This is a genomic window from Sphingomonas sp. Leaf5 (assembly GCF_001421155.1).
Classification (GTDB): domain Bacteria; phylum Pseudomonadota; class Alphaproteobacteria; order Sphingomonadales; family Sphingomonadaceae; genus Sphingomonas.
Genome location: NZ_LMJZ01000006.1, coordinates 49,413 through 75,937, shown reverse-complemented (window position 1 = coordinate 75,937; position 26,525 = coordinate 49,413). Strand labels below are relative to the sequence as shown.

Sequence of the window (26,525 nt, the reverse complement as noted above, 5' to 3'; positions counted from 1 at the left end):
CTGTTGATGGGGCCGGGTCCGGTCAACGCCCATCCGCGCGTGCTGCGTGCGATGAGCGCCGACCTGCTCGGCCAGTTCGACCCGGAAATGACCGGCTACATGAACCAGGTCATGGCGCTGTACCGCCCGGTGTTCGGGACGGAGAACCACTGGACCTTCCTGATCGACGGCACCGCGCGCGCGGCGATCGAGGCGTCGCTGGTGTCGCTGCTGGCCCCCGGCGACCGGCTGCTGGTCATCGATTTCGGCCGGTTCGGATTGCTGTTGCAGGAGATCGGCGAACGGATCGGGGCAACGGTCGAGCGGCTGTCGGTGCCGTGGGGGCAGACCGTGCCGATCGACGCCATCGCCGACGCGATCGAGCGTACCGCGCCGATGGTCGTCGCCTGTGTCCATGGCGATACCTCGACCACCATGGCACAGCCGCTGGACGGGGTCGGGGCGCTGTGCCGCGAAGCGGGCGCGTATCTCTATGTCGATGCCACCGCGACGCTGGGCGGCATGGAGATCGCCACCGATCGCTGGGGCGCGGACGTCGTGACCGGGGGCCTGCAGAAATGCCTTGGCGGTCCGTCGGGGTCGGCACCGATCACCGTGTCGCCGCGCGCAGCGGAACGCATTCTCGGGCGGCGGCATGTCGAGAAGGGGATTCGCCGCGACGACCTGACCGATGCCGGCGGGGTGCGGATCGGCAGCAACTATTTCGACCTCGCCATGATTATGGATTACTGGTCGGACAAGCGGCTGAACCACCATACCGAAGCGACGACCATGCTGTACGGCGCGCGCGAATGCGCCCGCGTGGCGCTGGGGGAGGGGTTGCCGGCGCGGTTCGCGCGCCATGCGGCGGCGGGGCGGGCGGTGGTGGCGGGGGCGCGGGCGCTGGGGCTGGCGGTGTTCGGCGACGACCGTTTCCGCATGACCAACGTCACCGGCATCGTCATCCCGCACGGTGTCGACGGCGAGCGGGTCCGCGCCCGGATGCGCGAGGATTTCGAGATCGAGATCGGGACCGCGTTCGGACCGCTGCAGGGCAAGGTCTGGCGGATCGGCGCGATGGGATATAACGCCATGAAGCACAAGGTGCTGCTGACGCTGGCCGCGCTGGAGGCGGTGTTGCGAGCCGAAGGGCTGGCGCTGCCGTCCGGGGCCGGGGTCGATGCCGCGCTCGAAAGCTATGCCGCATGACCGCCGAACGCGATCTGATCGGATATGGCGCATCGCCGCCCGATCCGCGCTGGCCGGGTGGCGCGCGCGTCGCGGTCCAGTTCGTCGTCAATGTCGAGGAGGGGGCTGAGAACAGCGTCCTGCACGGCGATGCCGGGTCGGAGGCGTTCCTGTCGGAAATGGTCGGTGCGGCGAGCCATCCGGCGCGGGCGATGGCGATGGAAAGCCTGTACGAATATGGTTCGCGCGCCGGCTTCTGGCGGCTGCACCGGCTGTTCGTGGAGCGGCAGGTGCCGGTGACGGCGTTCGCGGTCGCCACCGCGATGGCCGCCAATCCGGCGAGCGTCGATGCGATGCTGGCCGCCGAATGGGAGATCGCCAGCCACGGCCTGCGCTGGATCGATTACCAGCGCGTCCCGCCCGAGGTGGAGCGCGCGCATATCGCCGAGGCGATCGCGCTGCACGCCCGGCTGACCGGCGCGCGGCCGCTGGGCTGGTATCAGGGGCGGACCTCGCCCGCGACCGCCGCGCTGGTCGCTGCCGAGGGCGGGTTCGTCTATGACGCCGACAGCTATGCCGACGATCTGCCCTATTGGGACCGTCGCCATGCCGCCGCCAATGGCGGGCGGGCGCAGCTGATCGTGCCCTATACGCTCGATGCCAACGACATGAAGTTCGTGGCGTATAACGGCTTTGCCGATGGCGAACCGTTCTTCCGCTATCTGCGCGACACGTTCGAGCAATTGCGAAGCGAGGGCGGGCGGATGATGTCGGTCGGGTTGCACGGGCGCATCGCCGGCCGGCCCGGCCGCGCAGCGGCGCTGGCCCGCTTCGTCGATCATGTGATCGCCAGCGGCGACGCATGGATCGCGCGCCGCATCGATATCGCGCGACACTGGCAACAGGTGCACCCGGCATGACGATCGACGACCCGCACGTGGTGGCCGAGGTGACCGCCGCGTTCATGGCCTATGAAGCGGCATTGATGGCTGACGACGTGCCGGCGATGGACCGGCTGTTCCACGATCATCCGACCACCATCCGCTATGGCGTGGGCGAGGTGCTGTACGGCGCGGACGCCATTCGCGCATTCCGTGTCGGGCGTGGCGGATCGCCGCAGCGTCGGTTGGGCAGGGTCGCGATCCACAGCTTCGGCCGCGACCACGCCACCGCCAATGCCGAATTCTTCCGCGAGGGCGATGCGCGGCGCGGGCGACAGAGCCAGAGCTGGGTCCGCTTCGCCGATGGCTGGAAGGTCGTCGCCGCGCATGTCTCGATCGAGGGGGCGGGATCATGACCGAGCGTGATTTCAACACGTTGTCCTCCGAAGCATTCGTCCAACGCTACGCCGCGATCGTCGAGCATTCGCCATGGGTGATCGAACGCGCGGCGGCGCGGCGCCCCTTTGCCGATCTGGCGGAGGGGATCACCGCGACGCTGGCCGATGCCACGCCCGACGAGCGGCTGTCGGTGATCCGCGCCCATCCCGAACTGGCCGGCCGCGCCGCCATCGCCGGTACGCTCACCGCCGAATCGCAGAGCGAGCAGGCGTCGGCCGGGCTGGACCGGATGACGCCTGACGAGTTCGAACGATTTCATGCGCTCAACACCGCCTATCGCGCGCGGTTCGGCTTTCCCTTCCTCATCTGCGTCCGGCGGACCGACCGGGCGGGCATCCTGCGGGCGATGGCCGAGCGGTTGGGCAACGACCCCGCGACCGAGATGGCGACCGCGCTCGACGAGATCGGCCATATCGTCCGCCTGCGACTGGAGACCCTGGCATGACCCGACCCATCGGCCTTGCCGCCCTCGCGGAGCAGGTCGCGCGCGACCTCGAACGCCTCGCGCATGGTGGCCCGGCATGGACCGTGCCGCAGGAAAGCGCGGAGGGCCATGTCCATGACGTCGTCATCATCGGCGGCGGGCAGAGCGGGCTGGGCGCGGCGTTCGGGCTGCTGCGCGAACGGGTGTCGAACATCCTCGTGCTCGACGAAAATCCGGCGGGCTATGAGGGGCCGTGGGACACCTATGCGCGGATGATGACGCTGCGCACGCCCAAGCATCTGACCGCGATCGACATGGGGTTACCGTCGCTGACCTTTCGCGCGTTCTGGGAGGCGCAGCACGGGCGCGCGGGCTGGGACGCGCTCGACAAGATCCCGCGCCGTGACTGGATGGCGTATCTGCGCTGGTATCGCGCCGTGCTGAAGCTGCCGGTGCGCAACGATGCACGCGTCACGCTGATCGAGCCGCTGGGCGGGCGGTTCCGGCTCCATCTGGCCGAGGGTGCGCCGCTGCTCGCGCGCAAGGTCGTGCTGGCGACCGGGATCCAGGGCGGTGGCAACTGGCACGTACCGCCCTTCATCCGCGATCGGCTGCCGGCGACGCGCTATGCCCATACCTCCGCCGCGATCGACTATGCGGCGCTGGCGGGCAAGCGGATCGCGCTGCTGGGGGCGGGGGCGTCGGCGTTCGACAACGCCCATGCCGCGCTGTCCGCCGGTGTGGCGCAAGCGCATGTTTTCGTTCGCCGCCCGGCGCTGCCGCAGGTCAACCCGATCCGGCATATGGAGCGCAGCGGGATCATCGGGCGCTTCCCGGCGCTGGACGATGCCGCCAAATACCGGATGATGGTCGCGTTCTTCGACCGCAGCCAGCCGCCGACCAACGACACGTTCGAACGGGCATCGGCGCTGCCCGGCTTTCACCTGCATCTCGGGACGCCATGGCTCGACGTGGCGGACAGCGCCGAAGGGGTCGTGGTCACGACGCCGGGCGGGACCGAGACGTTCGACTTCCTCGTGCTGTCGACGGGGCTGGTCACCGACCCGGCGCTCCGGCCCGAGCTGGCGCTGGTTGCCGACGGCATTGCGCGATGGGCCGATCGGTATCGCCCGGCGGACGCGGCGGCCACCCATCCGCTGATCGATGCCCATCCCTATCTAGGGCCGCAATTCCAGTTCCTGCCGCGTGACGCGGATCATGCGGACAAGCTGCACGGCCTGTTCGCGTTCAACTATTCGGGTCTCATCAGCCTCGGCCTGTCGGCATCGGCGCTGTCGGGATTGCGCCACGCGCTCCCGCGATTGGTGGCGGGCGTGGCGGACCAGCTGTTCCTCGACGATCGCGAGGCGATGATCGCCGCGTATCTGGCGTATGACGAGGTCGAATTCGTCGGTTCGTGGCCGCGCGGGGAGGCGGCGGCATGAGCGTGACCCTGTCGACCCATGTCCTTGATACCGCGCATGGCAGACCGGCGGCCGGGGTCGCCGTCACGCTGCTCGACGGGTGCGGCACGGTGTTGTTCGACGGCGTGACCAACGCCGATGGTCGCTGTCCCGACCTCGCCGCGTTGCGGCTGTCGGCGGGTCGCCACGCGCTGTGCTTCGCGGTGGCCGATTATTTCCGTGCCGCCGGGGTGACGCTGGCCGATCCGCCGTTCATCGACCGGGTGACGATCGATTTCGGGATAGCGCAGGACGGCGGCCATTATCATGTGCCGTTGCTCGTTTCCCCTTACGGCTATTCCACCTATCGGGGCAGTTGATCCCGTGTTGCGTACCGGAGTGCCCCGATGATCCGCCGATTGTTCGCCACTATCGAACCCTATGTGCTGATGCTGCTCGCGACCGTCGTGATCGCGACGCTGTTGCCGCCGCGCGGGGTCGGCGTGCCGATTTTCGACATCGCCGCCGATACCGCGATCGTCGCGCTGTTCTTCGTCCATGGCGCGAAACTGTCGCGCAGCGCGCTGCTGGCCGGGGCGCGGCACTGGCGATTGCATGCCGCGATCCTCGCAACCAGCTTCGTCGTGTTTCCGCTGCTCGGCCTTGCGATTACCGGCAGCGGGTTGCCGGCGCCGGACTTGGCCACCGGATTGCTGTTTCTGACGCTGCTGCCCTCGACGGTGCAATCGTCGATCGCCTTTACCGCGATCGCGCGCGGCAACGTCGCGGCGGCGGTATGCAGCGCGTCGCTGTCCAATCTGCTCGGCATCGCGGTCACGCCCGCGCTGGCCGCGTTGCTGCTGCCGGGGACCGGCGGCGTCAACCTGTCGTTCGGCAGCGTGCAGGCGATCGTGTTGCAGTTGCTGGTGCCGTTCGCGGCCGGGCATTTGCTGCGCCCGTGGATCGGCGACTGGATCGCCGCGCGCAAACGGTTGGTGACCACGCTCGATCGCGGGTCGATCCTGCTGGTCGTCTATACCGCGTTCGGCGCGGCGGTAACCGAGGGGCTTTGGTCGCAGGTCGGGGCGGTGGAACTGGCCGAACTGGTCGGATGGTGCGCGGCGCTGCTGGCGGTGGTGCTGGTGCTGACCGGGCTGATCGCGCGGGCGATGAAGCTGGACCCTGCCGACGCGGCGGTGATGCGCTTTTGCGGTTCGAAGAAGAGCCTCGCGACCGGGGTGCCGATGGCGGGGGTGCTGTTTCCGCCGGCGCAGGTCGGCGTCGTGCTGCTGCCGGTGATGGTGTTCCACCAGTTGCAGCTGATCGCCTGTGCTTTTCTGGCGCGGCGACTGGCGGACGCGGCCGATGCCGCCGATGCGGTCAGGCCGGTGCCGGTGTCGCCAGCAGCGCGAACTCTTCCTTGAGCAAGTCGACGAAGTTGCTGAGATAGATCGGCATCACCCGCCCGCGTTGCAGCAGGATCGACATGGGGTCATCGCAGAATGTCTTCACGAGCGTACGCTAAGCGAAAGGGCGTGACGGGAGACTGAGCGTTGCGCGGAGGCCATGCGGTTGCCGATTGTCCAATATCAGTCTGCCGCCATGCGCAACGGCGATACGATCCGCGATCGCCAGCCCGAGGCCTACCCCACCCGTCGCGCGGCTTCGCGATGGTTCCAGCCTTCTGAACGGTGCGATGATGCCACCGACGTCGTTCAGAGGGATACCGGGCCCGGAATCATCGACATGGATGCACACCTGCGTGTCGCGATTCTCGACCGACAGGATGGCATTCCCCGCATAGCGTATGGCATTGTCGATGAGATTATCCAGAGCGCGGTGCAGGAGGTGTCTGTCGACCACGGCCCAGCCATCATCGATCTGGCCGGCCAGATCGACATCCTGGTCCAGCGAGCGCCGATCATTCCGGATTGCGGTGAGAAAGGCGACAAGATCGGTGTTTTGCGGACATAACCGATGCCGATCGATCTGCGCAAAATCGAGCACCTCGCCAATCATCGCTGCCATCCGGTCGAGATCATGGATCATGCGTTCGCGTTCGCCTGGCGGGACCAGTTCCGCGCGGATGCGCAGCCCGGTCAGGGGCGTGCGAAGGTCATGCGCTATGGCGGCGAACGCCTGGAAGCGCTCCTCCGCCTGATCGGCAAGGCGCTGGTGCATGGCGTTCATCGCTGCGGCGACCGCTCTGATCTCGGCCGGGCCGCTATCTTGAAACGGCGGTTCGCTGGCTAAGTCGCTTCGTGCCGCACATTCCGCGAGATTGCGCACGGGTATCGACAGCCGACGTGCTGCGATCCACACCGGGACTGCGGAAAGCATGAGGGCCAGACCGAACGCCGCAAACAGCCGCAGTCGCCATGCTGCCAGGTGCCGGTCGGTCGGCGTGACGGTTCGCCAACGGCCATCGTCCTGCCGAACGGCTGCTTCGAACGCGGGCATTTCCACGTCGGGGCCGATCCGCACATCGGCGCCATATCGCATCTGAAACCCGCCGGCACCGCTGTCGACGAGCAACGTCCTGTCACCGACCAGAATGACGCTTTGCCCTGTCGCCTTTCCTTTGCCGGCACCGTCGCTGTCGAGCCAGTGCGCGAACCCGATCGGGACGGACGCGCAACATCCGCGCCAGCGAGGCCTCGACCTCCACGACCCGGGGCGGGGTGGGCGGCGCCGATCGGATCGTCAGACCAAAGGCACCGTTCCGCTCGCCCTCCAATACACTTGCCGCATCGCGAACCGTCATCCGCGCCGGCGCAGGGGTGGGCGTCAGCAATACAATACCCAAGCTCAGGGCGAAAGCGAGCACCAGCGTAGTGAGCGCCAGCGTCGCGACCTGGGCCAGGATAGACGGCGACCACCTCACCGGCGGGTAACCGCGGGCCGAAACCGATAGCCAAGCCCACGCACGGTTTCGATCAGGCTCGTCCCGCCCGCATCTGACAATCGCCGTCGCAATCGGCTGACCGCCAGATCGATCGCCCGGTCAAAGGGACCGTCGTCCGTGCCATGGGTCAGATCGAGCAACCTGTCGCGACCAAGGACTTGCGCCGGGTGCCGGACGAACGCGAGCAGCATCCGCAGTTCGCCTGCCGTCATCGATGCCGGCGTGCCGTCCGGCGCGATCAGCCGTGCGCTATCCGGCTCGAACAGCCATCCGTCGAAGTGATAGGATTGAGGGGATTGCGTGACCGGCGGGGCTTCGCGCCGGAGGATCGCGCGGATGCGGGCGAGCAACTCCCGCGGATCGAAGGGTTTGGCCAGATAATCCGCCGCACCGATCTCCAGCCCAACGATACGGTCCGTCGTATCCCCCAGTGCGCTGAGCATCAGGACGGGAGGAGCAGCATCGCGCAATCTGCGACAGAGCGACAGTCCGTCCTCTCCCGGCATCATCACATCGAGAACGATCAGGTCGGCACGGGTGCCGTCCGCCAGCGCATCGAAGGCGCGCGCATCGGGTACGCCCGTTACGTCGAAGTCATGCCGCGACAGATAGCCGACGATCGCGTCTCGCACGCTGTCGTCGTCCTCTACTACGATGATCCGCGCCACGCTGTTCGCCATGCCTTCCCCTATCAATGGATCGTATCGCGTTCGTGTCATGATCGCCGCCCGGGATACAATGAGGCCATGAAGGCGATACCTTCGCCGGCCAGAAAGCCCGCCTCACAATCGAGGCAGGGATCTCACGCAATGCCCATCAAGCATCATCACCGTCTGTGGTTGTCGATCGGTGGAATAGCGGGATGTCTCCTTGCTACCTCCGCATCGGCGCAGCCTCTATCCGGTTCCCAAGCCAAGGCCGCAGGCGAAGCCATCACCGGATATCGCGTCCTGTGCCATCGCGATGGCGGACGATTGTGGGGCAGGAGCCTGTGCGGGCCGATCATGCTGGTCGATCCCGGTACGCGAACCGTCTACGCCGACAGGAATACGACCGGCCACGATCTCCGGGCCTCGGGCGCGCTGTTCATCGGAACGCTGCCTTCGGACATCGGCATGGCGAACACCGCGATCGACTGGGCAGGCACCCGCTGGACGATGGTGCTGCTGCCACTGCCCTCGGATCGCGACAGACGCGATACCTTGCTGATGCACGAGGCATTCCACCGCATCCAACCCGATCGCCTTCCCCCGCCCGTGGCGGCTCTGCCGGATCATCTCGACACACTCGACGGGCACCTGCTCCTGCGCCTCGAATGGCGAGCGCTGGCCCGGGCACTGCGAACGGATGGCGAGCCGCAACGCACTGCGATCCGTGATGCGCTGGCCTTTCGCGCGCTCCGGCGCAGTATGGCGACGGAGGCGACCGGCCGGGAGAACGCATTGGAGATCAACGAAGGGATCGCCGAATATACCGGCAAGCGCCTCGGTGCCGGCAAGGATGCCGTGGCTTCGACGATCGGGGCCTTGGCCGATTACGACCGGCGCGATGGCTATGTTCGCAGCTTCGCCTATGCGTCCGGTCCCGCCTATGGCTTGTTGCTCGACCGGCTGTCTCCAGGGTGGCGGAACGGCTTGCGACCGGACAGCGATCTGGGGGCCTTGCTGCATAATGCCATTGGTTACGTTGCCTTGCTCCCGGTGGAGGCGGTCCGCGATCGTTATGGCTTTGCCGGCATCCGGTCGGAAGAAGCGACAAAGGCGGATGCCCGTGCCCGCCAGGCCGCGCACTGGCGAACCATGCTGATCGATGGTCCGGTCATGCGGCTGCCGCTGATCGACATACAGATCCAGTTCAATCCGCAGAACGTCTTCGCGCTGCCGCCATCGGGCACCGTCTATCCGACGGCCACTATCCGCGACGCATGGGGCACACTGACGGTGGAGCAGGGCGTGCTGATCGCGAAGGACTGGAAGTCGGCATCGGTCGCCGGTCCCGGCACCGCGCGTGGCAGTGAATATGTCGGAGCGGGGTGGAGCCTCAAGCTTTCGCCGGGCTGGATCGTGTCGAACGGCAGCGTGCAACATCAGTGATGGCAGATCATCGCTTCCTTGCCAGCAGCTTTTCGCCATCTGGTCTGATATCGCCCTTGGGCGTGACGTGGCGGTAGAGCGTCTGGCGTGTGATGCCGAGTTCAGCGCACAGCTCGGCGACCTTGGTTTCAGGCTTGCCCATTGCGGCCTGGGCGAGGCGCAGCTTGGCCGGTGTCATCTTGAACGGGCGACCGCCGGTCCGCCCGCGGGCGCGCGCCGCGGCGAGGCCGGCCTTGGTCCGCTCGACGATCAGCTCGCGCTCGAACTCGGCAAGTCCTGCGAAGATCGCAAAGACGAGCCGGCCGTTGGCAGTGGTGGTGTTGATTGATGCGCCCTCGCCGGCAAGCACCTTCAGTCCGATGCTACGCTTCGTCAGGTCGCCGACCAGGTTGACGAGGTGGCGCAGGTCGCGCCCCAACCGGTCCAGCTTCCACACCACCAGCGTATCGCCGTGACGCAGTGCCTTGATGCAGGCGTCCAGCCCCGGCCGGTCGTCGCGCTTGCCCGATGCGGCGTCGGTATAGAGGTGATGTTCCAGATCGACGCCGGCCTTCGCCAATGCGTCGCGCTGGAGGTCGATGACCTGGCTGCCGTCCGCCTTCGACACCCGCGCATAGCCGATCAGCGCCGTCACTTTAACGAGCGTCCACGTGACAGATGACGGCAGCGCCGCAAAGCGGCGCCTTCCTGTCACTTAACCAGTCACTCCGGCTATGTCGCATCAACGTCATCACGGCATGATTGTGTGACAGCAGAGGGAGCAGGGTCAAGATGGTCGCGCAAATCCTGTCGCCAGCACAGCGCGCCGCGCTGTTCGATCTGCCATCGGACCCCGCCGCGATCGAGCGGCTATACACGCTCGGCCCCGACGATCTGGTCGAGGTGTTCCGACGCAGGCGTCCCGGCAACCGGATCGGCTATGCGGTGCAGCTCGGCTACCTCCGCCATCCCGGTCGCGCGATCGAACCCGGTGAGGTGCCACCTGCGGCGATGCTACCGTGCTGGCTGCCCAGATTGGCTGCGCGCCCGACGCCTTCGCCGACTATGCCGCGCGTGACACGACGCTGCGCGAGCATCGTGCCGCGATCGAGCGCCGGCTTGGATTGCGTGCCTTCGAGCGCGCCGATCGCGGAATGGTCTTCGCGACTGCCAGCGAGGTGGCGACCTCCACCGACCGCTGCGATGCCATCGTCGCGGCTATGATCGAGCGGCTGCGCGGGGTGGGTGTCGTGCTGCCACTGCCGGCCGTCCTCGAACGGATCGCGCTGGTCGCTCGAGCGGAAGCGAGACGGCAGACGTTCGCCCGGCTCGGCCGTGACCTGACGCCGGATCAGGTGGAGCGGCTCGATGCGCTGTTGCGGGTCGGGGGAACACCCACCCGTTCGCCCCTGGCGTGGATACGCGACTGGCCGGAAGCGCCCGGTGCCGGCAACCTCAAGGCAATTGTCGAACGGCTCGATCATGTCCGCGCCCTCGGCATCGAGGCGGAGCGGGCGCGGCGCATCCATGGCAGTCGCTATGCAGTGATCGCGCGCGAGGCCGCGATCATGACCGCCCAGCACCTAGCCCGGCTCGAAGGCCGGCGTCGCCTCGCCACGCTGGTCGCCTTCGCGATCGAGATGGAGGTGGCGCTGACCGACGCCGCCATCCTGATGGTCGAGAAGCTGGTGGGCGCGATGTTCCGGCGCGCCGATCGCACCCGGTCGGAACGGCTGATCGACCAAGCGCGGCTGTTTCGCGACACCGCCCGTCTGCATATCCGCCTCGGGCGGACGCTGGTCGAGGCGCGTGGCACCGGTCGCAATGTGCTGGCGCTCATCAACGAGCGGATCGGATGGCCGGCGCTGGAACAGAGCATGCGCGCGGCCGAGGAACTGACCCGTCCGGGCGAGGATGGCCTCGACGAGGTGGTAGAACGCTATGCGGCGGTTCGCCGCTTCCTGCCGACCTTCCTCGCCTCGTTCCGCTTCCGGACGGCCCGCGCCGGTGATCCGCTACTCGGCGCGGTCGAACTGCTCCGCACCTTCTACGCGGACGGCCGCACGATCCTGCCGCGCAAGGCACCCGTGTCGTTCCTCAAACCCAAATGGCGTCGCATCGTCATGCCGCCTGATGGCGCGTTCAACCGGCGCGCCTGGGAGATCGCGGTGCTGGTCCATCTGCGCGACCGGCTCGCCTCGGGCGCGATCTGGGTGGACGGCAGCCGCGCCTATCGCACGCTCGACGACTATCTCCTGCCAGCCCCGGCCTTCGCGACCATGCGTACCGAAGGGCAGCTCGGCCTGGCGATAAGCGGTAGCGCGGCCGACTGGATCGCCGCACACCGGGATCGGCTGCGCCAGCGAATGAACGAGGTGGAGCGCGCCGCGGCCAAAGGAACGCTGCCCGATGCCGCGATCGAGGACGGCCGCCTGACCGTCTCACCGCTGAGGCGCTCGACGCCGGACGAGGCGGAGGAACTGAAGGCCCGCCTCTATGGCCTGCTGCCGCGCATCCGCATCACCGACCTGCTGGCCGAAGTCTCGGCATGGACCGGCTTCGCCGACCGCTTCGTCCACGCCCGCACCGGCATGCCGGCAAGCGATCAGCCCGCCCTGATGGGCGCGATCCTGGCCGATGGCACCAACCTCGGCCTGGCCCGCATGGCGGAAAGCTCGCGCGGGCTGACCCATGCCCGGCTGCTGTGGACCGCCGAATGGCATATCCGCGACGAAACCTATGCCGGCGCGCTGGCCGTGATCGTGTATCATCATCATGCCCATCCGCTCAGCGGTCTGTGGGGGCCGGGCGACACCTCGTCGTCGGACGGGCAGTTCTTCCGTGCGGGCGGGCGCGGCGAGGCGCGGGCCGATCACAACGCCCGCTATGGCAGCGAGCCGGGCGTGCTGTTCTACACCCACATCTCCGACCGCTTCGCACCCTTCCACAGCAAGGTCATCGCCGCCAATGCCGGTGAGGCTCCGCACGTCATCGACGGGTTGCTCGACCATGAAAGCGGCATCGCGATCCGCGAACATGCGACCGATACCGCCGGCGCCGTCGATCACGTCTTCGGCCTGTGCCACCTGCTCGGCTTCCGCTTCGCGCCCCGCATCCGCGACCTTGGCGAACGCCGCCTCTACGCCATGAGCGACCTGACACCCTGGCCGACGCTGCGTCCGCTCGTGGCCGGTCCGGTCAACCTGCGCGCCATCGAAGAGGACTGGGACGAGACGCTGCGGCTTGCCGCTTCGATCCGTGCCGGCACCGTTCGAGCATCGGTGATGCTGCGCAAGCTCGCCGGCTATCCCCGCCAGAACCCCGTCGCTCGCGCCCTGCGCGAGATCGGGCGGGTCGAGCGCACCCTGCTCATGCTCGACTGGCTCGACGATGCCGAACTGCGTCGGCGCACCAACGCCAACCTCAACAAGGGCGAGGCCCGCAACGCGCTCGCCCGTGCCGTCTTCTTCAACCGCCTGGGCGAACTGCGCGACCGCACCTTCGAGAACCAGCGGCACCGGGCATCCGGCCTCAACCTGATCGTCTCGGCCATCATCCTGTGGAACACCGTTTATATCGACCGTGCAGCCCGCCATCTGCGTGAGCGCGGCATCGACGTGCCCGATACCCTGCTCGCCCACGTCGCCCCGCTGGGCTGGGAGCATATCAGCCTCACCGGCGACTATCTGTGGAGCGAGGTCGACAAACCCCGCGAGCGGTTCAGGCCGCTGCGGATCACGGGATCAGCCATCCGGCCTTAACGTACGTTCAGAAAGACATTCTGCGATGACCCCCTGAACGAATGACTGGGATTGAGAAATCGCCGGGGTGCCCTGAATGACCGGAACTGGGTCAAGTCGACGTCACGGTTGCAACCACGTCAGCGCGTCGAACTCGCGTGCGAAATGGATGCGGGCGGCTCGTTCATAGACCCTTTGGCCGCCGGCACCGTTCGTCAGCACCACCAAGCCGGTTCCGCTGGCGAGATCAAGAACGAACAGGTTGGCGACGCCGTCGTTGGCGCCCCAGTGCCAGGCGAAGCGATCCGAGCCTGAATGTTCGAGTCCCCACCCCATGCCCCAGGAAAGACCGGCTTCGACTTTCACGGTCGGCGTGTTCATGGCCGGGTAACGTTGAGCGAAGCTGAGGAATCGCGCGTAGTCGCCAGCAGTCGTCCACAGTCCCGCCGCCATGTTCGGGGTCATGAAGACGGGCAAGGCCGGTTTGCCTAGCGCTTTGGCCGCTGCAATCCGATCGCCCTGTGTCCACGTTTCAACTGGTCGCCGGGGTCCGGCGTCCCGGCTTGCCTGGAACTTTGCGGGACCCGCATCTGCCATCAGTTCGCCGCCAGCATCATGGGCCCATGCCACCATGGGTTTTTGCCCGGCTGCCCAGCCGTAGCTGCTTCGCGTCATCCCTGCAGGCGTCAGCACTCGGGAGCGGATGACCTCCGCCGCGGTCTGCCCGGTTATCGCCTCGGCGAGGCGCGCGAGTAAGGTGTAGCCCTCCCCGGAATAACGAAAGCCGGAGCCAGGCCTGAACCTGCTCACCAGATCACTGTTCGCTTCGGTTCGCCAGTTCGGCAGACCACTGGAATGCGACAGCAGATGACGCGGCGTGATGGCCCGGGTCGCGGCATCCGTGGTGAAATCAACGTGCCTGGCGACCGGCTCGTCGAGGTCGACACGGCGATCACGGACGAGGTCGTGGATGGCAGCAGCCAGAACCGGCTTCGACAGGGAAGCGGCTTCGAAGAGCGTCTTCGTGGTAGCCGTTACCTCGCCGGCTTTGGCGTATCCTTCGGCAACGCTCGCCGGCTCCGCGCCGCCGTCGAGCGTTGCCCAACTTGCCCCCGGTACGGAAGCAAGCGCCATCCATGACCGAAGTTGCACCGCCGGATGCTTCCGGCTCTCGGCCAGCGTCGGCATGGCGGTAGCGCAGGCGCCTGCGGTCCCGATCAGGATTGTCCTGCGTGTCAGGTTCATTCGGGAATTCGCAGGAACGTCATAACGCAACCGATCACTTGGTGTATTACGTCGACACTACGGCTGGCTGCGCTATTTGCAATCTTCTTTCGTGCCGATCACATACGCTGCGCTGATCACCCGGCGCTCGCCTCCCATCAGCTTCAAAGCCGCTAAGACTTCATCTTTGAGATGCTGTGAATGAATGCCCGCTTCTGAGTAGCGGCTGTCTCACCTCGAGCGACCGAATGTGCGTCAAATCGCCAAGCCTTGCTAAGACGTTGTTACCACCATCGTTACGCGGCGGTTGGCGGGGGCGACCTCCTCGTCGCGGGTCATGTCGAGCAGCGGACGACCGTCGGCGGCCCAATGGACGCGACGCACCCGCGCATCACGCCCGTCGCCGCCGACGCCATTGCCCCAGGTATGGTAGACGTAGAGTGTGTTGCCGTCCTCGTCGGTGGTGAAGGCGCCATGCCCCGGCCCCTGTTCGTAGCGGCGATAGTCGGTGACCCCGGCCGGCATCGCCACGCTCTTCTGCAACGGAGCCGCCCATTTCCGCCACGAGTCGATCCGCGTCAGATCGGCATCGAGCGGTGCGGAGATGCCGTTGACGACATAGGTTGGGCTGACCCCCGAGCTGGAATAGACGAGCGTCAGCCGCCCCTTGCGGCTGAGCGCGAACGCGCCCTCGGCAAGATTCTCCTCGACCGAGGTCTGCGGCGCGATGATCGGCATCGGCGCGCCGGCCAGCCGTGTCGGATGCGAGGGGTCGACCGGCGCGATCCACGTCAGCGGATCGCCGAGCGAGCCCGACGCCGGCAGATAGCGCTGCGACCAGATGTAATAAGCCCGTTCCCCGACCGTGAAGAACGACATGTCGAGGCTTATGTTCGTCGGCATCTCCGCGCGGCCGAGCGGGGTGCCGTCGGCCTTGCGGATCGCGGCGGGCCGCGACCAGTCGACCGGGTTGGCGGGATCGCCGCCCTCGCGCAACTGGATGAGGTGCGACGCGACCCGCGACCACGCGCCGCCTTCGTTCGACTGGTCGTCCTTCGGGTTGAAGCAGGGCGCGAACAGGATCGACAGCTTGCCGCCGATCTCGTGGATTTCGGGCGCCCAGTAACAGCCGGCGATCACGCGGCCTTCGGTGGTGCGGTCACGGCGGGCGCGGCGGTTGAGCAGGTCGACCTCGCGCGCGCGCGCGCCACTGGCATCGGCGAGGTCTGCAATCCGGTCGGCGACGCGCAGCGGCAGGTGCACGGAGCCGACATTGTCGTTGTCGGTGTCGTCGGTGGCGGTGAGCAGATAGCGCACCCGCCCGTCCTTCTCCCAGCGATAAATGTCGGGATCGGCGCGGTTATAGGCGAAGATCGCCGGATAGCGCCGCTGGCGGACCGTGCCATGGACCAGATAGCGGCCCGGTCGCGTGAGCTTCGCCAGATCGGCGGCATCCCAGTCGACCGCGCGCGTCGCGGTGGAGCCGTCCGAATAGCCGAGCGTCACCCGCGCGCTACCAAGATCGGTGCTGCGACCCGCGGCGATCTTTTGCGGCGCGACCGTCGCGCTGGTGTTGACGACGCGGCCGAAGCGATGGGTGAGGGTGGCTGCGGTTTCGGCGCTGATCGCCAGCGTATCGGAGGTGGTCACCGCCCCGATCCGCGCGTCGCCGACATTGCCGGCCGAGACGATCCGCCGCCGCCGCCCCCCGTCGTCCGGCTGCCACGTCGCAGCCTGCCACTCGGTCCGAGCCAGATTGGCGACCGTCGTCCAGCGCTGCTGCGCGTTGCCGTCAGTCCATGATACGAGATAGCGACGCGCAGCGCTGTCCCAGATCGCGTGCGGCTGCGCAACGCCATCGGCGCTGCGCAGGTCGAGCGTGCCCAACTCCTCGAAGTCGCCCGCGCGCGCGATATCGCTGCGGAAGATCACAGTCGCCGTCTCGGCGGGATCGGGCTTGCCCGCCATATCGACCCGCGTCGCGATCACGCCGAGCGCACCGTCTGCGAAGTGGAACAGCGACGGATCGGCGACCCCGCGCAATGCGACCCGGTCGACGCCGGTATAATCGCCCTTCGCGAACAGCACGCCATAATCGTCGTTGAGCGGCGTCATGCGACCATCGGCGCCGGAGAGCGTGAGATGCACGCTGCGCGCCACGGTCGGCTGGTTCGCGTCATGCGCGCCGGTGGGCGTGCGCGCATAGGCTTCCAACTGCCGAGCGCCGCTGCTGAGCACGCGGACCGTGAAGCTTTTGGTGAGCGTCGTCCCGTCCGCACGCGTCAGTCTGCCCTCGAGCCGAACGACCCGCGCCGCCGCATCGCGGTTGGTGAGGACGTCGTCGCGCAACGCCTGCCCGTCGGCGCGCCATGTCGCGGCGAAGCCGACCGGCACCGGCAGCTGCGTCCCCGACGCCAGCACCGGAGGCACCACCCAGCGTGCCGTGACGTCGGCGCCCTCCGGCGTCGTGCTGCGCCAGTGCGCCTCGATCCGCTCGCGTTCGGCCGCGGTGATCGACAGGACGGTGCCGTGGCGCGGCGACGGCGGCAGGTGGAAGTCGCGCGGATAGGTCCAGGCGATCTTGCCGTCGAGCGCGTTGGTGGCGAGCGGAATATAGCCGGCCCCGCCGTAATCATCGACCCACAGGAAGTATTTGAACCCACTTGTGTCGCCCGGATTGGCGACGAAGGCGGTAGGCCCCTCCACTTCGGGCGTGCCGGCGCGACGGCCGATGCAGCGATCGAGGATCTTCCATTGCCCCGAGGCGCCGTCAGTGCGCAGCGATGGCGAGACCTGCGCCAGGATGTCGCTCGATGCGCAGGCGCGCGCGTCGCTGATCTTGGTGAAGCGGTAATAAAGGCCGCGATCCTTCATCACGGTCGCGTCGATCATCCCCTTGGCCCTGACCGCGCCCGGCACGTCGGCGGCCTTGAACCATGGCGTCGGGGTGGCGAAGGTGCGGAAGTCGCGGGTTGTGGCGGTCAGGATCTGCGGTCCCTCGCCATCCTCCACCATATGTGCCGCGTCCTTGTAGAGCGTCGAGGTCCAATAGACGACATAGGCGCCGATTGTCGGGTCATAGGTCGCCTCGGGCGCCCACGTCATGCCGGCAGCAGGCAGGTTGACGCGAACGTGGCGCTGCTTGCCCCAATGGATCAGGTCGGTGGATTCCCAGATCTCGAGATACTGGCTGCCGTGGCGCGTCGCGTCGCCCCAGCCGGTGCGCGCTGCCGACAGATCGGTGGCGAGCAGGAAGAAACGGTCGCCCTCCGCGGAGCGCATGATGAACGGGTCGCGCAGCCCGCGCGTGCCCTCATTCGATTGTAGCATCGGCCGGCCATCGTTGAGCGTCTTCCACTGCAGGGCATTGTTGCCGTCAGAAATCGCGAACCGCAGCTTCTCGCCGTCGATCGTGTTCTCGGTAAAATAGACGAAGAGATAGGCCGCGCCGGCAGGCGCAGGCGCAACGGGTTCGGCCGCCGACGTCGCGCCGCTCAGCGCGACCGCCGCGGCGAGCAGCAGCAGGGGGCGCGCGAACCCTGAGGTGAACTTCAACCATCGTCTCCCGATCGCCGGGCGGTCGATCCGCCGGGCCGTCATCGTCTCTAGGGCGTTGATTCCGTCAAGTCGAAGCTCCGGCCGACCGATCTTCGAAGCTCGCTCGCTCACCGAACCTCGTCGTCCCGGATCAAGCCCGGGACGATGAATAAAGGCTAGCCGGTCGTTTAGCTAGAACCGGAACCGTCCGCCCACTGAGCGGGCTCGCCTCCCAGCGCTTGCGTGGCTCTATGCACAGGCGGGTGCGGGACACTCCTATTCAGTGCGCTACCCAATTGCGCGAGAGGGAAGGGGCGGGCTGAACACCGAACGAGCGTGGTTGGTGAAGCCATCATAGCTAATCTGACGGCGACCAAGCCGTGATTAACGAGTGTCCGCTTTCGGGAACCGGCCGAGGACGTCTGGACGTCCGCTTCTGGGTCAAAATTGCTGCGACGTGACTCCATTGGCATGAGCAATTTGCCCGTGATGAATCTGGCACCAGCGGCACGGTCCAATCCTGAATAGTGGGCGGGCGCAAGGGCCCGCCTCACATTCATTAAGACAGCGGCGGTTGCCCGTTTGACGCGGTCAGCCCGCCATCGACCGGCAGATTCACGCCCGTCACGTAATGCGCATCGTCGCTCGCCAAGAACGCGATCGCCCCCGAGATATCGGCGGGCTGGGCACCGCGGCCCATCGGAATACGCTCTTCGAACTTGGCAATCAGCTCAGGCTGTTTCTTCATGCCCGCGGTCAGCGCGGTGTAGGTGAGCGACGGATTGACCGCGTTGACGCGGACGCCGTGCTTCGCCTCGTCCATTGCCAGCGCGCGGGTAAAGTTGCTGACCGCCCCCTTCGCCGCGCAGTAGAAGCTGTGGTTCCAGTCGCCACCCAGGCCCGACACTGACGACACGTTGACGATGCAGCCCTTGGATTGCCGCAGGTGCGCGATCGCCGCGCGGCTCATGTGGACGACACCATAGAGATCGGTTTCGATCACCTTGGTGAATTCAGAGAAGTCGCCCTCGTCGACTTTGCCCAGATGATCGACGCCGGCGTCGTTGACCAGCACGTCGATCCGACTGAAGCGATCGATCGCAGCCTGGACGAGAGCTTCACATGCCGCGCGGTCCGACACGTCGATCTCGCGGGTTTCGACTGTGCCGTGCAGCTCGCCCGCCAGCTTGTCGAGCGCGGCCTTGTCGATGTCGCCTAACACCAGCGTTGCGCCTTCCTCAGCGAAGCGGCGCGCGGCGCCTTCACCGATCCCCGAGGCGGCACCGGTGATGACGATGACCTTGTTGGAAAAGCGCGCCATTACGCATTCTCCGCCTGAACGTCGTGCTTGCCTTCGAACTTCATGATTGTCCTTTCACTATCGTCAGCACTGGCGTTCAGCTTAGGCTGGAATGTCCCGGATGTCGGCGGTGTTCGCGGCGGCAATGCCGTTCTCTCGGTGGCGGAAGTCGCTGAGCGCCTGGTAGACCTGCATGCGCGCGCGCATCACGCCGCCGAGCGGGCGATGCACTTCCAGACTGTGGGCCGGGCGGAACGTCATCACCTCGTCGAAGTAGCGGACGCGGTCGGGACCATAGGCTGACTGCCGCGGCAGTCGGATCGTGGCGACGGTGCGATACGGGCTTTCGCTCGTCGGCCAGTCGACGGAGGTGTCCTCGATGGGCTGCGTCTCGGCATCGGTCCACAGCTGCGCCCGAAGCTCGAACACCGCATCGTTGCCCTCGAAGTAATCCACCGCGGCATGGCGGAAGCCATCCTCGTCCTGATGAGGGTCGAGCTGCCAATCGGCGAGTGCCTTTTGCTCGGCTGCAACGGGAAACGCCCCGATCTTGGCGACATGGTCGCCGAAGCGCACCGGGCATTGGCTGAAATATTCCTCGATCAGCGGGTGGCTGAAGGGATGGCCGTAGAAGTCCAGCGTCGGGCTTGGACCCGCGCCGACGGCGTTCAGCACCTTGTTGATGTTGCGAGCGACGGAAGCGGCCGCGCTTTTCACCCCCTCAGGCATCGGAACCGTCAGGCCGATCTTCTTGGCCTGGGAAAGGAAGCCGGCGGCGGTCCCCGCCGGAAAGGTCGTGCCGCTGGCAAGGACGAAGTCCTGCGTTGGCGCATCATGGCCGGGCAGCTTCGCGCCCTCGACGCCGAACACCTTGATAGACATGCCGCGATGGGTCGAGACGCGATCGCCGAGCTTCTCACCGGGTCCTTGCGCGAAGCGGACGGCGACATCGAACGTGCCAGGTTCCGCGAACAGGCCCTGTGCGAGCTCGGGCGGCAATCCGGGCGCGACGATGAGCTTGCCGATCACGCACGCCGTGCTCTTGGCGTGGCTCGCCCGCACCGCGTGCCCGTCGCGCTTCTCGACCGTCTGGCTCTCCTGGGTCATGCCCTGGATGATGCCGTCGGTGCTCTCCTGTTCGTCGGGCTCTCGTGTTTCGACATCGGGCGAATAGCGAAGATAGGTCATGGGATGTCCGATCACTTGGCGGGAGCGAAGGAGAACAGCTGCGTCTTGATCGACGGCGGTGCGCCGGGCGTGAACCAGTTGGTGTCCTGTATATGGCTGGCGGTGACGTACATCGTCCCGTCGCGCCCTTCCGAGAAGGTGTCGGGCCAACGCAGCCGGCGATCGGTCAGCACTGTCTCAACGGTCGCTCCGTTCAGACGCTTGATCGCATAGTCAGTGGGCGAGGTCAGGTAGAGCACGCCTGCCTTACTCATCCACAGACCATCAGCGACGTGGGTCTGCGCGACCGTCTTCACCGCTGCCGCCCTATCGGCCTCGCTGACGTCTGATCGCAGCTTCGCGGTGTCGATCGAATAGAGCGTCTTTCCGGTCAGCGCCTGATAGAAGAGCGTCTTGCCGTCCTTGGAGATGGCGATGCCATCGGCGGCGAAGGCGGGCTGCCGGCCATCGGGGCGGACCAACGGCTTGCCGTCGAGCGTAACCTTCACCGTCTTGTCGATCTGCGTCGAGGCGTACCCATCGAGCGCGCGGTGGCTCTTGCCGCTTTCCAGGTCGACGACGATGATCGCGCCGCGCGTGCCGCTGTCGGTGATGTAGCCGGTCTTGCCGTCGGGCGAGAAGCGGATGTCATTGAGATACGTGCCCTGCAGCGCGACGTCGCCGGGAACCAGGATCGTCTTCGTCACCGTGTTCGACGCCAGATCGATGCGGACGAGCTTGGGCGCGCCTTCGAGGATCTTCTCGTTCCCCGGCGCGCCGGGATCGAGCACCCAGAGATTGCCGTGACCATCGGGCACGATCGACTGCACGCAGACGAAATATTCACCGACCGGCAGTTCGTTGGCGCGGGCGTTGCGCCAGCTGTTCCACTTGGCGTCGGGATAGGGGCGTAAGGATCCGTCCTTCATCACTTCGGCGACGGAGATAGGCGCGTCGTCGGTCCAGCGGGGGAAGTTGACGAAGCGCCGTCCATCCTCGGTCACCGCCACGCCGGTCGCCTGATGATCGAACTGCGCCACCTGCGTCAGCTGTGCGCTGCGTCCCTGGGCATGGGCAACGCCGGCTGCGGCAGCGGCGACCAAGCCGATGGCGGCAATCCCGGCGGCATAGGGGGCGGCTTTCTTCATGGACAGGTTCCTATCGGTGACATCGGTGAGCACGGCGGGATTGCCGGCGAAGAGGGTAAGGAGGTGGCGCACCACCGCTTGCGGGTTCTCCCGCTGCGGGAAGTGGCCGACCCCGGTCATGGTGATGCGCGCGAACGGCCCGGCGAATTTCGCTCGCACGTCCTTCGCGGTCGAGGGAGGGTTCACGCCGTCGGCATCGCCGTGGATGTAGATCGTCGGCAGCGACAACGTCTTGGTCGCCTTGACCTTGTTCTCCAGCCAGGCGCTTCGTGGATCGGGTTCCGCTTCGCCCCAGCGTGCGCGATAGCTGTGGAGCGTCACGTCGACCCAGTCGGAATTGTCGAACGACCGGGCGACACGGTCGAACGTCGCCTCGTCGAACCATCCCGGTGGCGACCAGTTGACCCAATGCAGATGGGTGAACCCGCGCCAGTCCGCACGTACCGCCTCCGCCCCGCGCGCGGTTGCCATGAACCAGTGATACCATTGCCGCTGGGTCTGCTCGAACGGCGGCGTAGGCATGCCGCCGAGCCGGGGCGGGGTCGACAGCATGGCCATCCGCTCTACCCGATCGGGCCACCCGACGGCCAAGGCCTCGGCGGTGTTCGATCCCCAATCGTGCCCGGCGACCATGAAGCGGTCGATGCCGAGCGTGTCGAGCAGCGCGATCATATCGATCGCGAGCATCGCGCTGTTGCCGGTTCGCGAGGTATCGTCGTTGTGAAAACGCGTGGCGCCGAACCCACGCAACGTCGGGACGATGACGCGGAACCCTTCCGCGGCCAGTGTGGGCGCCACCTGATCCCACGTCGAAGCGTCATCCGGCCAGCCATGGAGGAGGAGCACCGGCTGTCCCTCCTCCGCGCCGTGAATCGACACCTCCATGTTGAGGTCGCCGGCGGTAATCATCGGCATTCGTCAGCCTCCTGGCGGTTCAAACCTTTGCGGACGTTTCGTCGACCCTGCCATTTCACCGTCGCTGCGAAACCAGCGGTTCAACGGCCTTCAGAACGGCCAAGTGCCCAATTCGCCTCCAAGCCGATCTGTCCACGGTCAGCGTCAAGGGACCGAACGCCACCTTCGCCGTTCAGGCGCGACCGCCAACAGGCTCGTGATAGGGGCAGCCGTTTACCCAGGAACTGGGCGGCGGTCTTGTTCTGGAACACCGGGCCGTTGACCATGACGAAGTCCTGCGTCTGTCCGTCGGCACCGGGCAGGCGTTCACCGTCGACGTCCATCACCTTCAGCGCCAGACCACGCGGCAGGCTGATGGTATCCGGCAGGATGTCGCCCGCGTTGGTCGAGAAGCGCATGACGACCTTGTGCTCGCCCGGGGTGGCAAACAGGCCTTGGGCCAGCTCGGGGGAAAGCCGGTCATGGACAACTAGCACCCCATCGAGGAAGCCGTGCGCCTTGGCGTGGACCGAACGTACAGCGTGACCATAGTCCTCCGCTGTCGTCTCAAGAATCTTGTCGAACGTCTCGTTGAGCTTCGTGATCGTCTCGGCTTCGTCGGGTTTCACATCCTCAACGTCGGGAGAATATCGGACGGGGGTCTGGGTCATGGTCATTGGTCCTCTCCGGCAAGGAGGCGGCGGCTCGACGCCGCCGCCGTCACGCTCAGCGGCGGGTTGCTGGCACTTCGAACGCCATCTTTAGCCGTGCGACTGCGAGATCATTCGCCTGCTTGGCGCCGTTCACGGCCTTGGCCATGCCGAAGAACTCATGGGTCACGCCCGGGAAGGTCTTCTGCTCGACCTTGTCACCGGCCGCCCGCATCGCGGCCGCCAGCGTCTCTCCATCCGAGCGTAGCGGATCGATCTGCGCGTTGATGATGGTCGTAGGGGGAAGCCCGCGCAGGTTGGCCGCGACTAGGTTCAGCCGGGGATCCTGCGCGTCGGCCTTGCTGGTTTGGTAGTAGTAGCCGAACCACGGCAGCATGGCACTGTTGAGCGGCTTGGCGTTCGCCGAGTCCCGTCGCGATGGGAGCGTCATGCTGCTGTTTGCGATCGGATAGACCGAGACGATGTGCCGCGGCAACGTCAGGCCGTTGTCACGCGCGTAGATCGCGGTCGCGACCGCAAGGTTGCCGCCGGCGCTCTCGCCGACCGTCGCGATCCGTGCAGGGTCGCCACCCCAACTCGCCGCATTCTGCAGCGTCCAGCGATAGGCAGCAGCCGCATCATCATGCTGCGCCGGAAACTTGAACTCGGGTGCGTGGCGGTACTCGACCGAGACGACGATAGCGTTCAGCGCCTTCGACATGGCCTGCGGTGCGGCATCGTAGGTGTCGACGTCGGCAATGACCCAACCACCGCCGTGGTAGTAGACGATGACCGGCATCGGCTTGCCACCCGCAGGTGCGCCGGCCGGCTTGTAGATGCGCGCGAATTGCTTGGGGTCGCTGCCGTACGGCAGGTCCTGCGTCGTCACCGACGAATCAGGCGCGGTCGACATTCCCTTCTTCCGCATCGCCGCCTTGGCTCCGTCCGCGGCCGAAGGCTGCATGCGGGCTTCCGCAGGCGTGAGCGTTTCGATCGGCTTGCCTCCGAGCGACGCGAGCGCGTCCAAGACTGACTGCATGTCGGGTGCGGCTTTCGGGGGCTGCACAGATGTCGCGGGCGGCGGTGGCGGAGGAGGGGCGGCAATCGAGCGAGGTGACTGGGCCAGAGCTGGAATGCCTGCGATCGCGGTCGACGCGGCGATCAGCGTTAGAATGGTTTTGCGCAATGGTCCCTCCTGTAACTGTCTGTTTCCCAACCATTGGGCGAGCCTCAGCGTTTCGGTACGAAAGTAGACCCAAGCGTTTGAGCAGCGAGGTTCGGAAGTATGGACGGCGGCATGGATGATCAGGCTTTGAAGGTGGATGGGACCCCCAGTTCCAACGCGTTGCCGTGCGAGGCGAATGCGCTGCTACGTCTTTTGAATGACGCTGACCGCGCCGCCCTTGCGCCGCATCTGGAACTGGTGCCGTTCCGCAACGGTGACATGATCGCGCGCGCCGGCGATGCGGCAGACAGCATCTGCTTCCCGTTGACCGGGATCGCTGCGATACTCGACTCACTCGAGGGCGACCGCCGCTACGCGGTCGCGCTGGTCGGAAGCGAGGGGTTCATTGGTTGGCAGTTGCTACTTGGCAACAAGCGCTGGTCGCATGACGTGGTGATGCGGGCCGAACACGGCACGGCTATGAGGCTGTCGGCCACAGCATTGCACAGGATACTGGTCGAACGTCCAGAGATCCGAACCGTCCTGCTCCGCTTCGTCGACGTGGTCATGACCCAGATGTCCAGGACGATCGTCTCGTCGCTCGCGCATTCGATCGAGCGGCGGATGGCGCGATGGATCCTGCTCTATCACGACCGGGTACGCGAGGACGACATCTGCATGACGCACGAGGAGTTCAGGCTCATGCTCGGCGTCCGCCGCAGCAGCGTGACCGACGCACTCCACAAGCTCGAAGAGGATGAGGCTGTTCGCTCCGTGCGTGGGCGCGTCATCGTGCGTGACCGGGATCGGCTGCTGCGCCTAGCTGGTGACACCTACGGGTTCGCTGAGGCGGAATACCGACGCCTACTAAGCCTCTAATCAAATTGAATTTGCTGACGTTCGCCCCCCGGGGGACCGTATATATAGCTTGAAACCACTCAAATTTCGCCGACCTGCCCCGACCGGTAAGATTGGACGCTCAATCAAAATGAACGAATGGCCGAAATTGGGGTAGGGTAGATACGTCGCGAATGTCCGGATGTGATGACGTGGACGGCTCTCCAACCCTCTCGCAGAATGATCTGCGGAGAGCCGGAAGGAGAGTCACTGTGGGGAACGTCACGACTGTAGGTCTCGATATCGCGAAGAACGTGTTTCAGGTGCACGGCGTTAACGCTGAAGGTGCGGCGGTGGTCCGGCAGCGGTTGAGCCGCGGGCGCATGCTAAAGTTCTTCGCCAAGCTGCCGCCATGTCTGGTCGGCATCGAGGCGTGCGCAACCTCGCACTACTGGGCGCGCGAGCTTGTCGCGCTCGGTCATGACGTGAAGCTTATGCCGGCGCAGTACGTGAAGCCGTACGTCAAGCGCGGTAAGAACGATGCAGCCGATGCCGAGGCGATCTGCGAGGCGGTGACACGGCCGACGATGCGCTTCGTCGGCATCAAGTCGCCCGAGCAGCAGAGCGCGATGATGCTGCATCGTGTCCGCCTGATCCTCAACCGCCAGCGGACGCAGCTGTCGAATGCGATGCGAGCGCACTTGGCCGAGTTCGGGATTGCAGCGCCGATCGGGAGGAACGGTATCGAGCAGCTCCTCGACGTAATTGCCGACCCGACCGACAATCGAGTGCCGGCCGATGCACGGTTCTGTCTGGAGATGCTGGCGGCTCAGTTGCGCATCGTAAAAGAACAGATCCTTGAGAACGACCGCCGCATCTTGGCCAGCGCGCGCGAGACCGAGCTTGGCCGTCGGCTGATGGAGATACCCGGCGTGGGCCCACTGCTCGCCAGCGCCATCGTCGCCACCGTGCCTGACCCGGCAATCTTCCGTTCGGGCCGTAACCTGGCTGCCTGGATCGGGCTGGTACCGCGGCAGAACTCGAGCGGTGGCAAAGAGCGGCTCGGCGGCATAACCAAGGCCGGGCACCAGTATCTGCGCCAGATGCTGATCGTCGGCGCCATGGCGGTAGTGCGCTTTGCCGAGCGGAACGGAGCCAAACGGCCGTGGCTTGTCCAGCTACTTGCCCGGCGGAAGACGAAGGTCGCGGCGGTCGCGCTCGCCAACAAGAACGCCCGCATGATCTGGGCGATGATGGCCAGCGGCGAACGGTATCGGGAGCCGCAGGTCGCGTAATTAGGATACGGAGCGGGCAACCGCGCCGCACGAGGTTGGAAAGGGCGAACAGGAGCTAATGCAACAAGCCGGTTGAACCGCCGGATCGGGAAAACCCACAATGACCCAAGCACCTCGAGTGCGCGGATGTGATCGGGACCCGAGACGCGCGAATGGCATTACGGCCAGCGGCTACATGTCGCACCAACAGGTCGGACACATGGCCGCACCAACCAGCAATGCTAGGCGAATGTCGTACTTGCCAACGGAGGGCCGTC

Annotated in this window: 20 protein-coding genes and 1 pseudogene; 11 read left to right on the top strand and 10 right to left on the bottom strand. The window is 66.3% G+C overall.

Annotation, left to right across the window (positions count from 1 at the left end; genetic code table 11):
- Positions 1-6 precede the first annotated feature (6 nt).
- Genes ASE50_RS06425 through ASE50_RS06395 form a run of 7 tightly spaced genes read left to right on the top strand, consistent with a single transcriptional unit; the run spans position 7 to position 5,758 of the window.
- Positions 7-1,188: a pyridoxal-phosphate-dependent aminotransferase family protein gene (locus ASE50_RS06425; protein ID WP_200909520.1), complete on the top strand. Its 1,182-nt coding sequence runs from the start codon at positions 7-9 to the stop codon at positions 1,186-1,188.
- Entirely contained in the window at positions 1,185-2,087 is a 903-nt protein-coding gene (gene puuE, locus ASE50_RS06420) for an allantoinase PuuE (RefSeq protein ID WP_056397305.1), read from the top strand. The genes ASE50_RS06425 and puuE overlap by 4 nt, the downstream gene beginning before the upstream one ends.
- A complete protein-coding gene (gene hpxZ / locus ASE50_RS06415) occupies positions 2,084-2,464 on the top strand; it encodes an oxalurate catabolism protein HpxZ (RefSeq protein WP_056397303.1) in 381 nt (126 codons plus the stop codon). Before puuE ends, hpxZ begins: the two co-directional genes overlap by 4 nt.
- Complete coding sequence (gene uraD / locus ASE50_RS06410; protein ID WP_056397299.1) at positions 2,461-2,952, top strand: 2-oxo-4-hydroxy-4-carboxy-5-ureidoimidazoline decarboxylase; 492 nt, start codon at positions 2,461-2,463, stop codon at positions 2,950-2,952. Before hpxZ ends, uraD begins: the two co-directional genes overlap by 4 nt.
- A complete protein-coding gene (locus ASE50_RS06405; RefSeq protein WP_156347408.1) occupies positions 2,949-4,376 on the top strand; it encodes an FAD/NAD(P)-binding protein in 1,428 nt (475 codons plus the stop codon). The genes uraD and ASE50_RS06405 overlap by 4 nt, the downstream gene beginning before the upstream one ends.
- Positions 4,373-4,714 carry a hydroxyisourate hydrolase gene (uraH, locus tag ASE50_RS06400; RefSeq protein ID WP_055998242.1) on the top strand — a complete coding sequence of 114 codons (342 nt, stop codon included), beginning with the start codon at positions 4,373-4,375 and terminating at the stop codon, positions 4,712-4,714. The genes ASE50_RS06405 and uraH overlap by 4 nt, the downstream gene beginning before the upstream one ends.
- A 27-nt stretch (positions 4,715-4,741) precedes the next feature.
- Positions 4,742-5,758 (top strand): bile acid:sodium symporter family protein, encoded by a 1,017-nt coding sequence (locus ASE50_RS06395; RefSeq protein ID WP_056397291.1) that lies wholly within the window; start codon positions 4,742-4,744, stop codon positions 5,756-5,758.
- A gap of 97 nt (positions 5,759-5,855) precedes the next feature.
- Here the strand turns inward: ASE50_RS06395 and ASE50_RS06390 are convergent, their stop codons facing one another.
- Together ASE50_RS06390 and ASE50_RS06385 are read right to left on the bottom strand one after the other, a co-directional pair.
- A complete protein-coding gene (locus tag ASE50_RS06390; RefSeq protein WP_056397277.1) occupies positions 5,856-6,869 on the bottom strand; it encodes a sensor histidine kinase in 1,014 nt (337 codons plus the stop codon).
- Positions 6,870-7,214: 345 nt separating this feature from the next.
- A complete protein-coding gene (locus ASE50_RS06385) occupies positions 7,215-7,871 on the bottom strand; it encodes a response regulator (protein WP_235512220.1) in 657 nt (218 codons plus the stop codon).
- Here ASE50_RS06385 and ASE50_RS06380 point away from each other — a divergent pair.
- Positions 7,836-9,332 carry a hypothetical protein gene (locus ASE50_RS06380; protein WP_156347407.1) on the top strand — a complete coding sequence of 499 codons (1,497 nt, stop codon included), beginning with the start codon at positions 7,836-7,838 and terminating at the stop codon, positions 9,330-9,332. The two genes, ASE50_RS06385 and ASE50_RS06380, sit on opposite strands and share 36 nt — an antisense overlap.
- A 7-nt stretch (positions 9,333-9,339) precedes the next feature.
- Here the strand turns inward: ASE50_RS06380 and ASE50_RS06375 are convergent, their stop codons facing one another.
- On the bottom strand, positions 9,340-9,966 hold the full coding sequence (locus tag ASE50_RS06375) for a recombinase family protein (protein ID WP_082438848.1): 627 nt from the start codon (positions 9,964-9,966) through the stop codon (positions 9,340-9,342).
- A gap of 137 nt (positions 9,967-10,103) precedes the next feature.
- On the opposite strand from ASE50_RS06375, the pseudogene ASE50_RS06370 reads away from it, so the two are divergent.
- A pseudogene (locus ASE50_RS06370) lies at positions 10,104-13,072 on the top strand (Tn3 family transposase).
- Between the two features lie 102 nt (positions 13,073-13,174).
- Here the strand turns inward: ASE50_RS06370 and ASE50_RS18190 are convergent.
- The 7 genes from ASE50_RS18190 to ASE50_RS06330 all read right to left on the bottom strand — a co-directional run bounded on the left by ASE50_RS18190 (position 13,175) and on the right by ASE50_RS06330 (position 23,998).
- Positions 13,175-14,296 (bottom strand): serine hydrolase domain-containing protein, encoded by a 1,122-nt coding sequence (locus ASE50_RS18190; RefSeq protein ID WP_156347406.1) that lies wholly within the window; start codon positions 14,294-14,296, stop codon positions 13,175-13,177.
- Between the two features lie 252 nt (positions 14,297-14,548).
- Positions 14,549-17,830 (bottom strand): family 43 glycosylhydrolase, encoded by a 3,282-nt coding sequence (locus ASE50_RS06355; RefSeq protein ID WP_200909515.1) that lies wholly within the window; start codon positions 17,828-17,830, stop codon positions 14,549-14,551.
- Between the two features lie 541 nt (positions 17,831-18,371).
- Positions 18,372-19,133, bottom strand: coding sequence for an SDR family NAD(P)-dependent oxidoreductase (locus tag ASE50_RS06350; protein ID WP_056397257.1), 762 nt, complete (start codon positions 19,131-19,133; stop codon positions 18,372-18,374).
- A gap of 81 nt (positions 19,134-19,214) precedes the next feature.
- Positions 19,215-20,300 carry a catalase family protein gene (locus ASE50_RS06345; RefSeq protein ID WP_056397656.1) on the bottom strand — a complete coding sequence of 362 codons (1,086 nt, stop codon included), beginning with the start codon at positions 20,298-20,300 and terminating at the stop codon, positions 19,215-19,217.
- Positions 20,301-20,311: 11 nt separating this feature from the next.
- Complete coding sequence (locus ASE50_RS06340; RefSeq protein WP_056397252.1) at positions 20,312-22,342, bottom strand: alpha/beta fold hydrolase; 2,031 nt, start codon at positions 22,340-22,342, stop codon at positions 20,312-20,314.
- Between the two features lie 80 nt (positions 22,343-22,422).
- Entirely contained in the window at positions 22,423-22,998 is a 576-nt protein-coding gene (locus ASE50_RS06335; protein WP_321163367.1) for a hypothetical protein, read from the bottom strand.
- A gap of 49 nt (positions 22,999-23,047) precedes the next feature.
- Entirely contained in the window at positions 23,048-23,998 is a 951-nt protein-coding gene (locus ASE50_RS06330; RefSeq protein WP_235512219.1) for an alpha/beta hydrolase, read from the bottom strand.
- A gap of 270 nt (positions 23,999-24,268) precedes the next feature.
- Here ASE50_RS06330 and ASE50_RS06325 point away from each other — a divergent pair, with 270 nt between their 5' ends.
- The gene (locus tag ASE50_RS06325; RefSeq protein ID WP_162234708.1) at positions 24,269-25,015 is read left to right on the top strand and encodes a Crp/Fnr family transcriptional regulator; all 747 of its coding nucleotides are present in this window, start codon (positions 24,269-24,271) and stop codon (positions 25,013-25,015) included.
- A 230-nt stretch (positions 25,016-25,245) separates the two neighbouring features.
- Positions 25,246-26,268, top strand: a complete 1,023-nt coding sequence (locus ASE50_RS06320; RefSeq protein ID WP_055996930.1) for an IS110 family transposase — start codon at positions 25,246-25,248, stop codon at positions 26,266-26,268.
- Positions 26,269-26,525 lie beyond the last annotated feature (257 nt).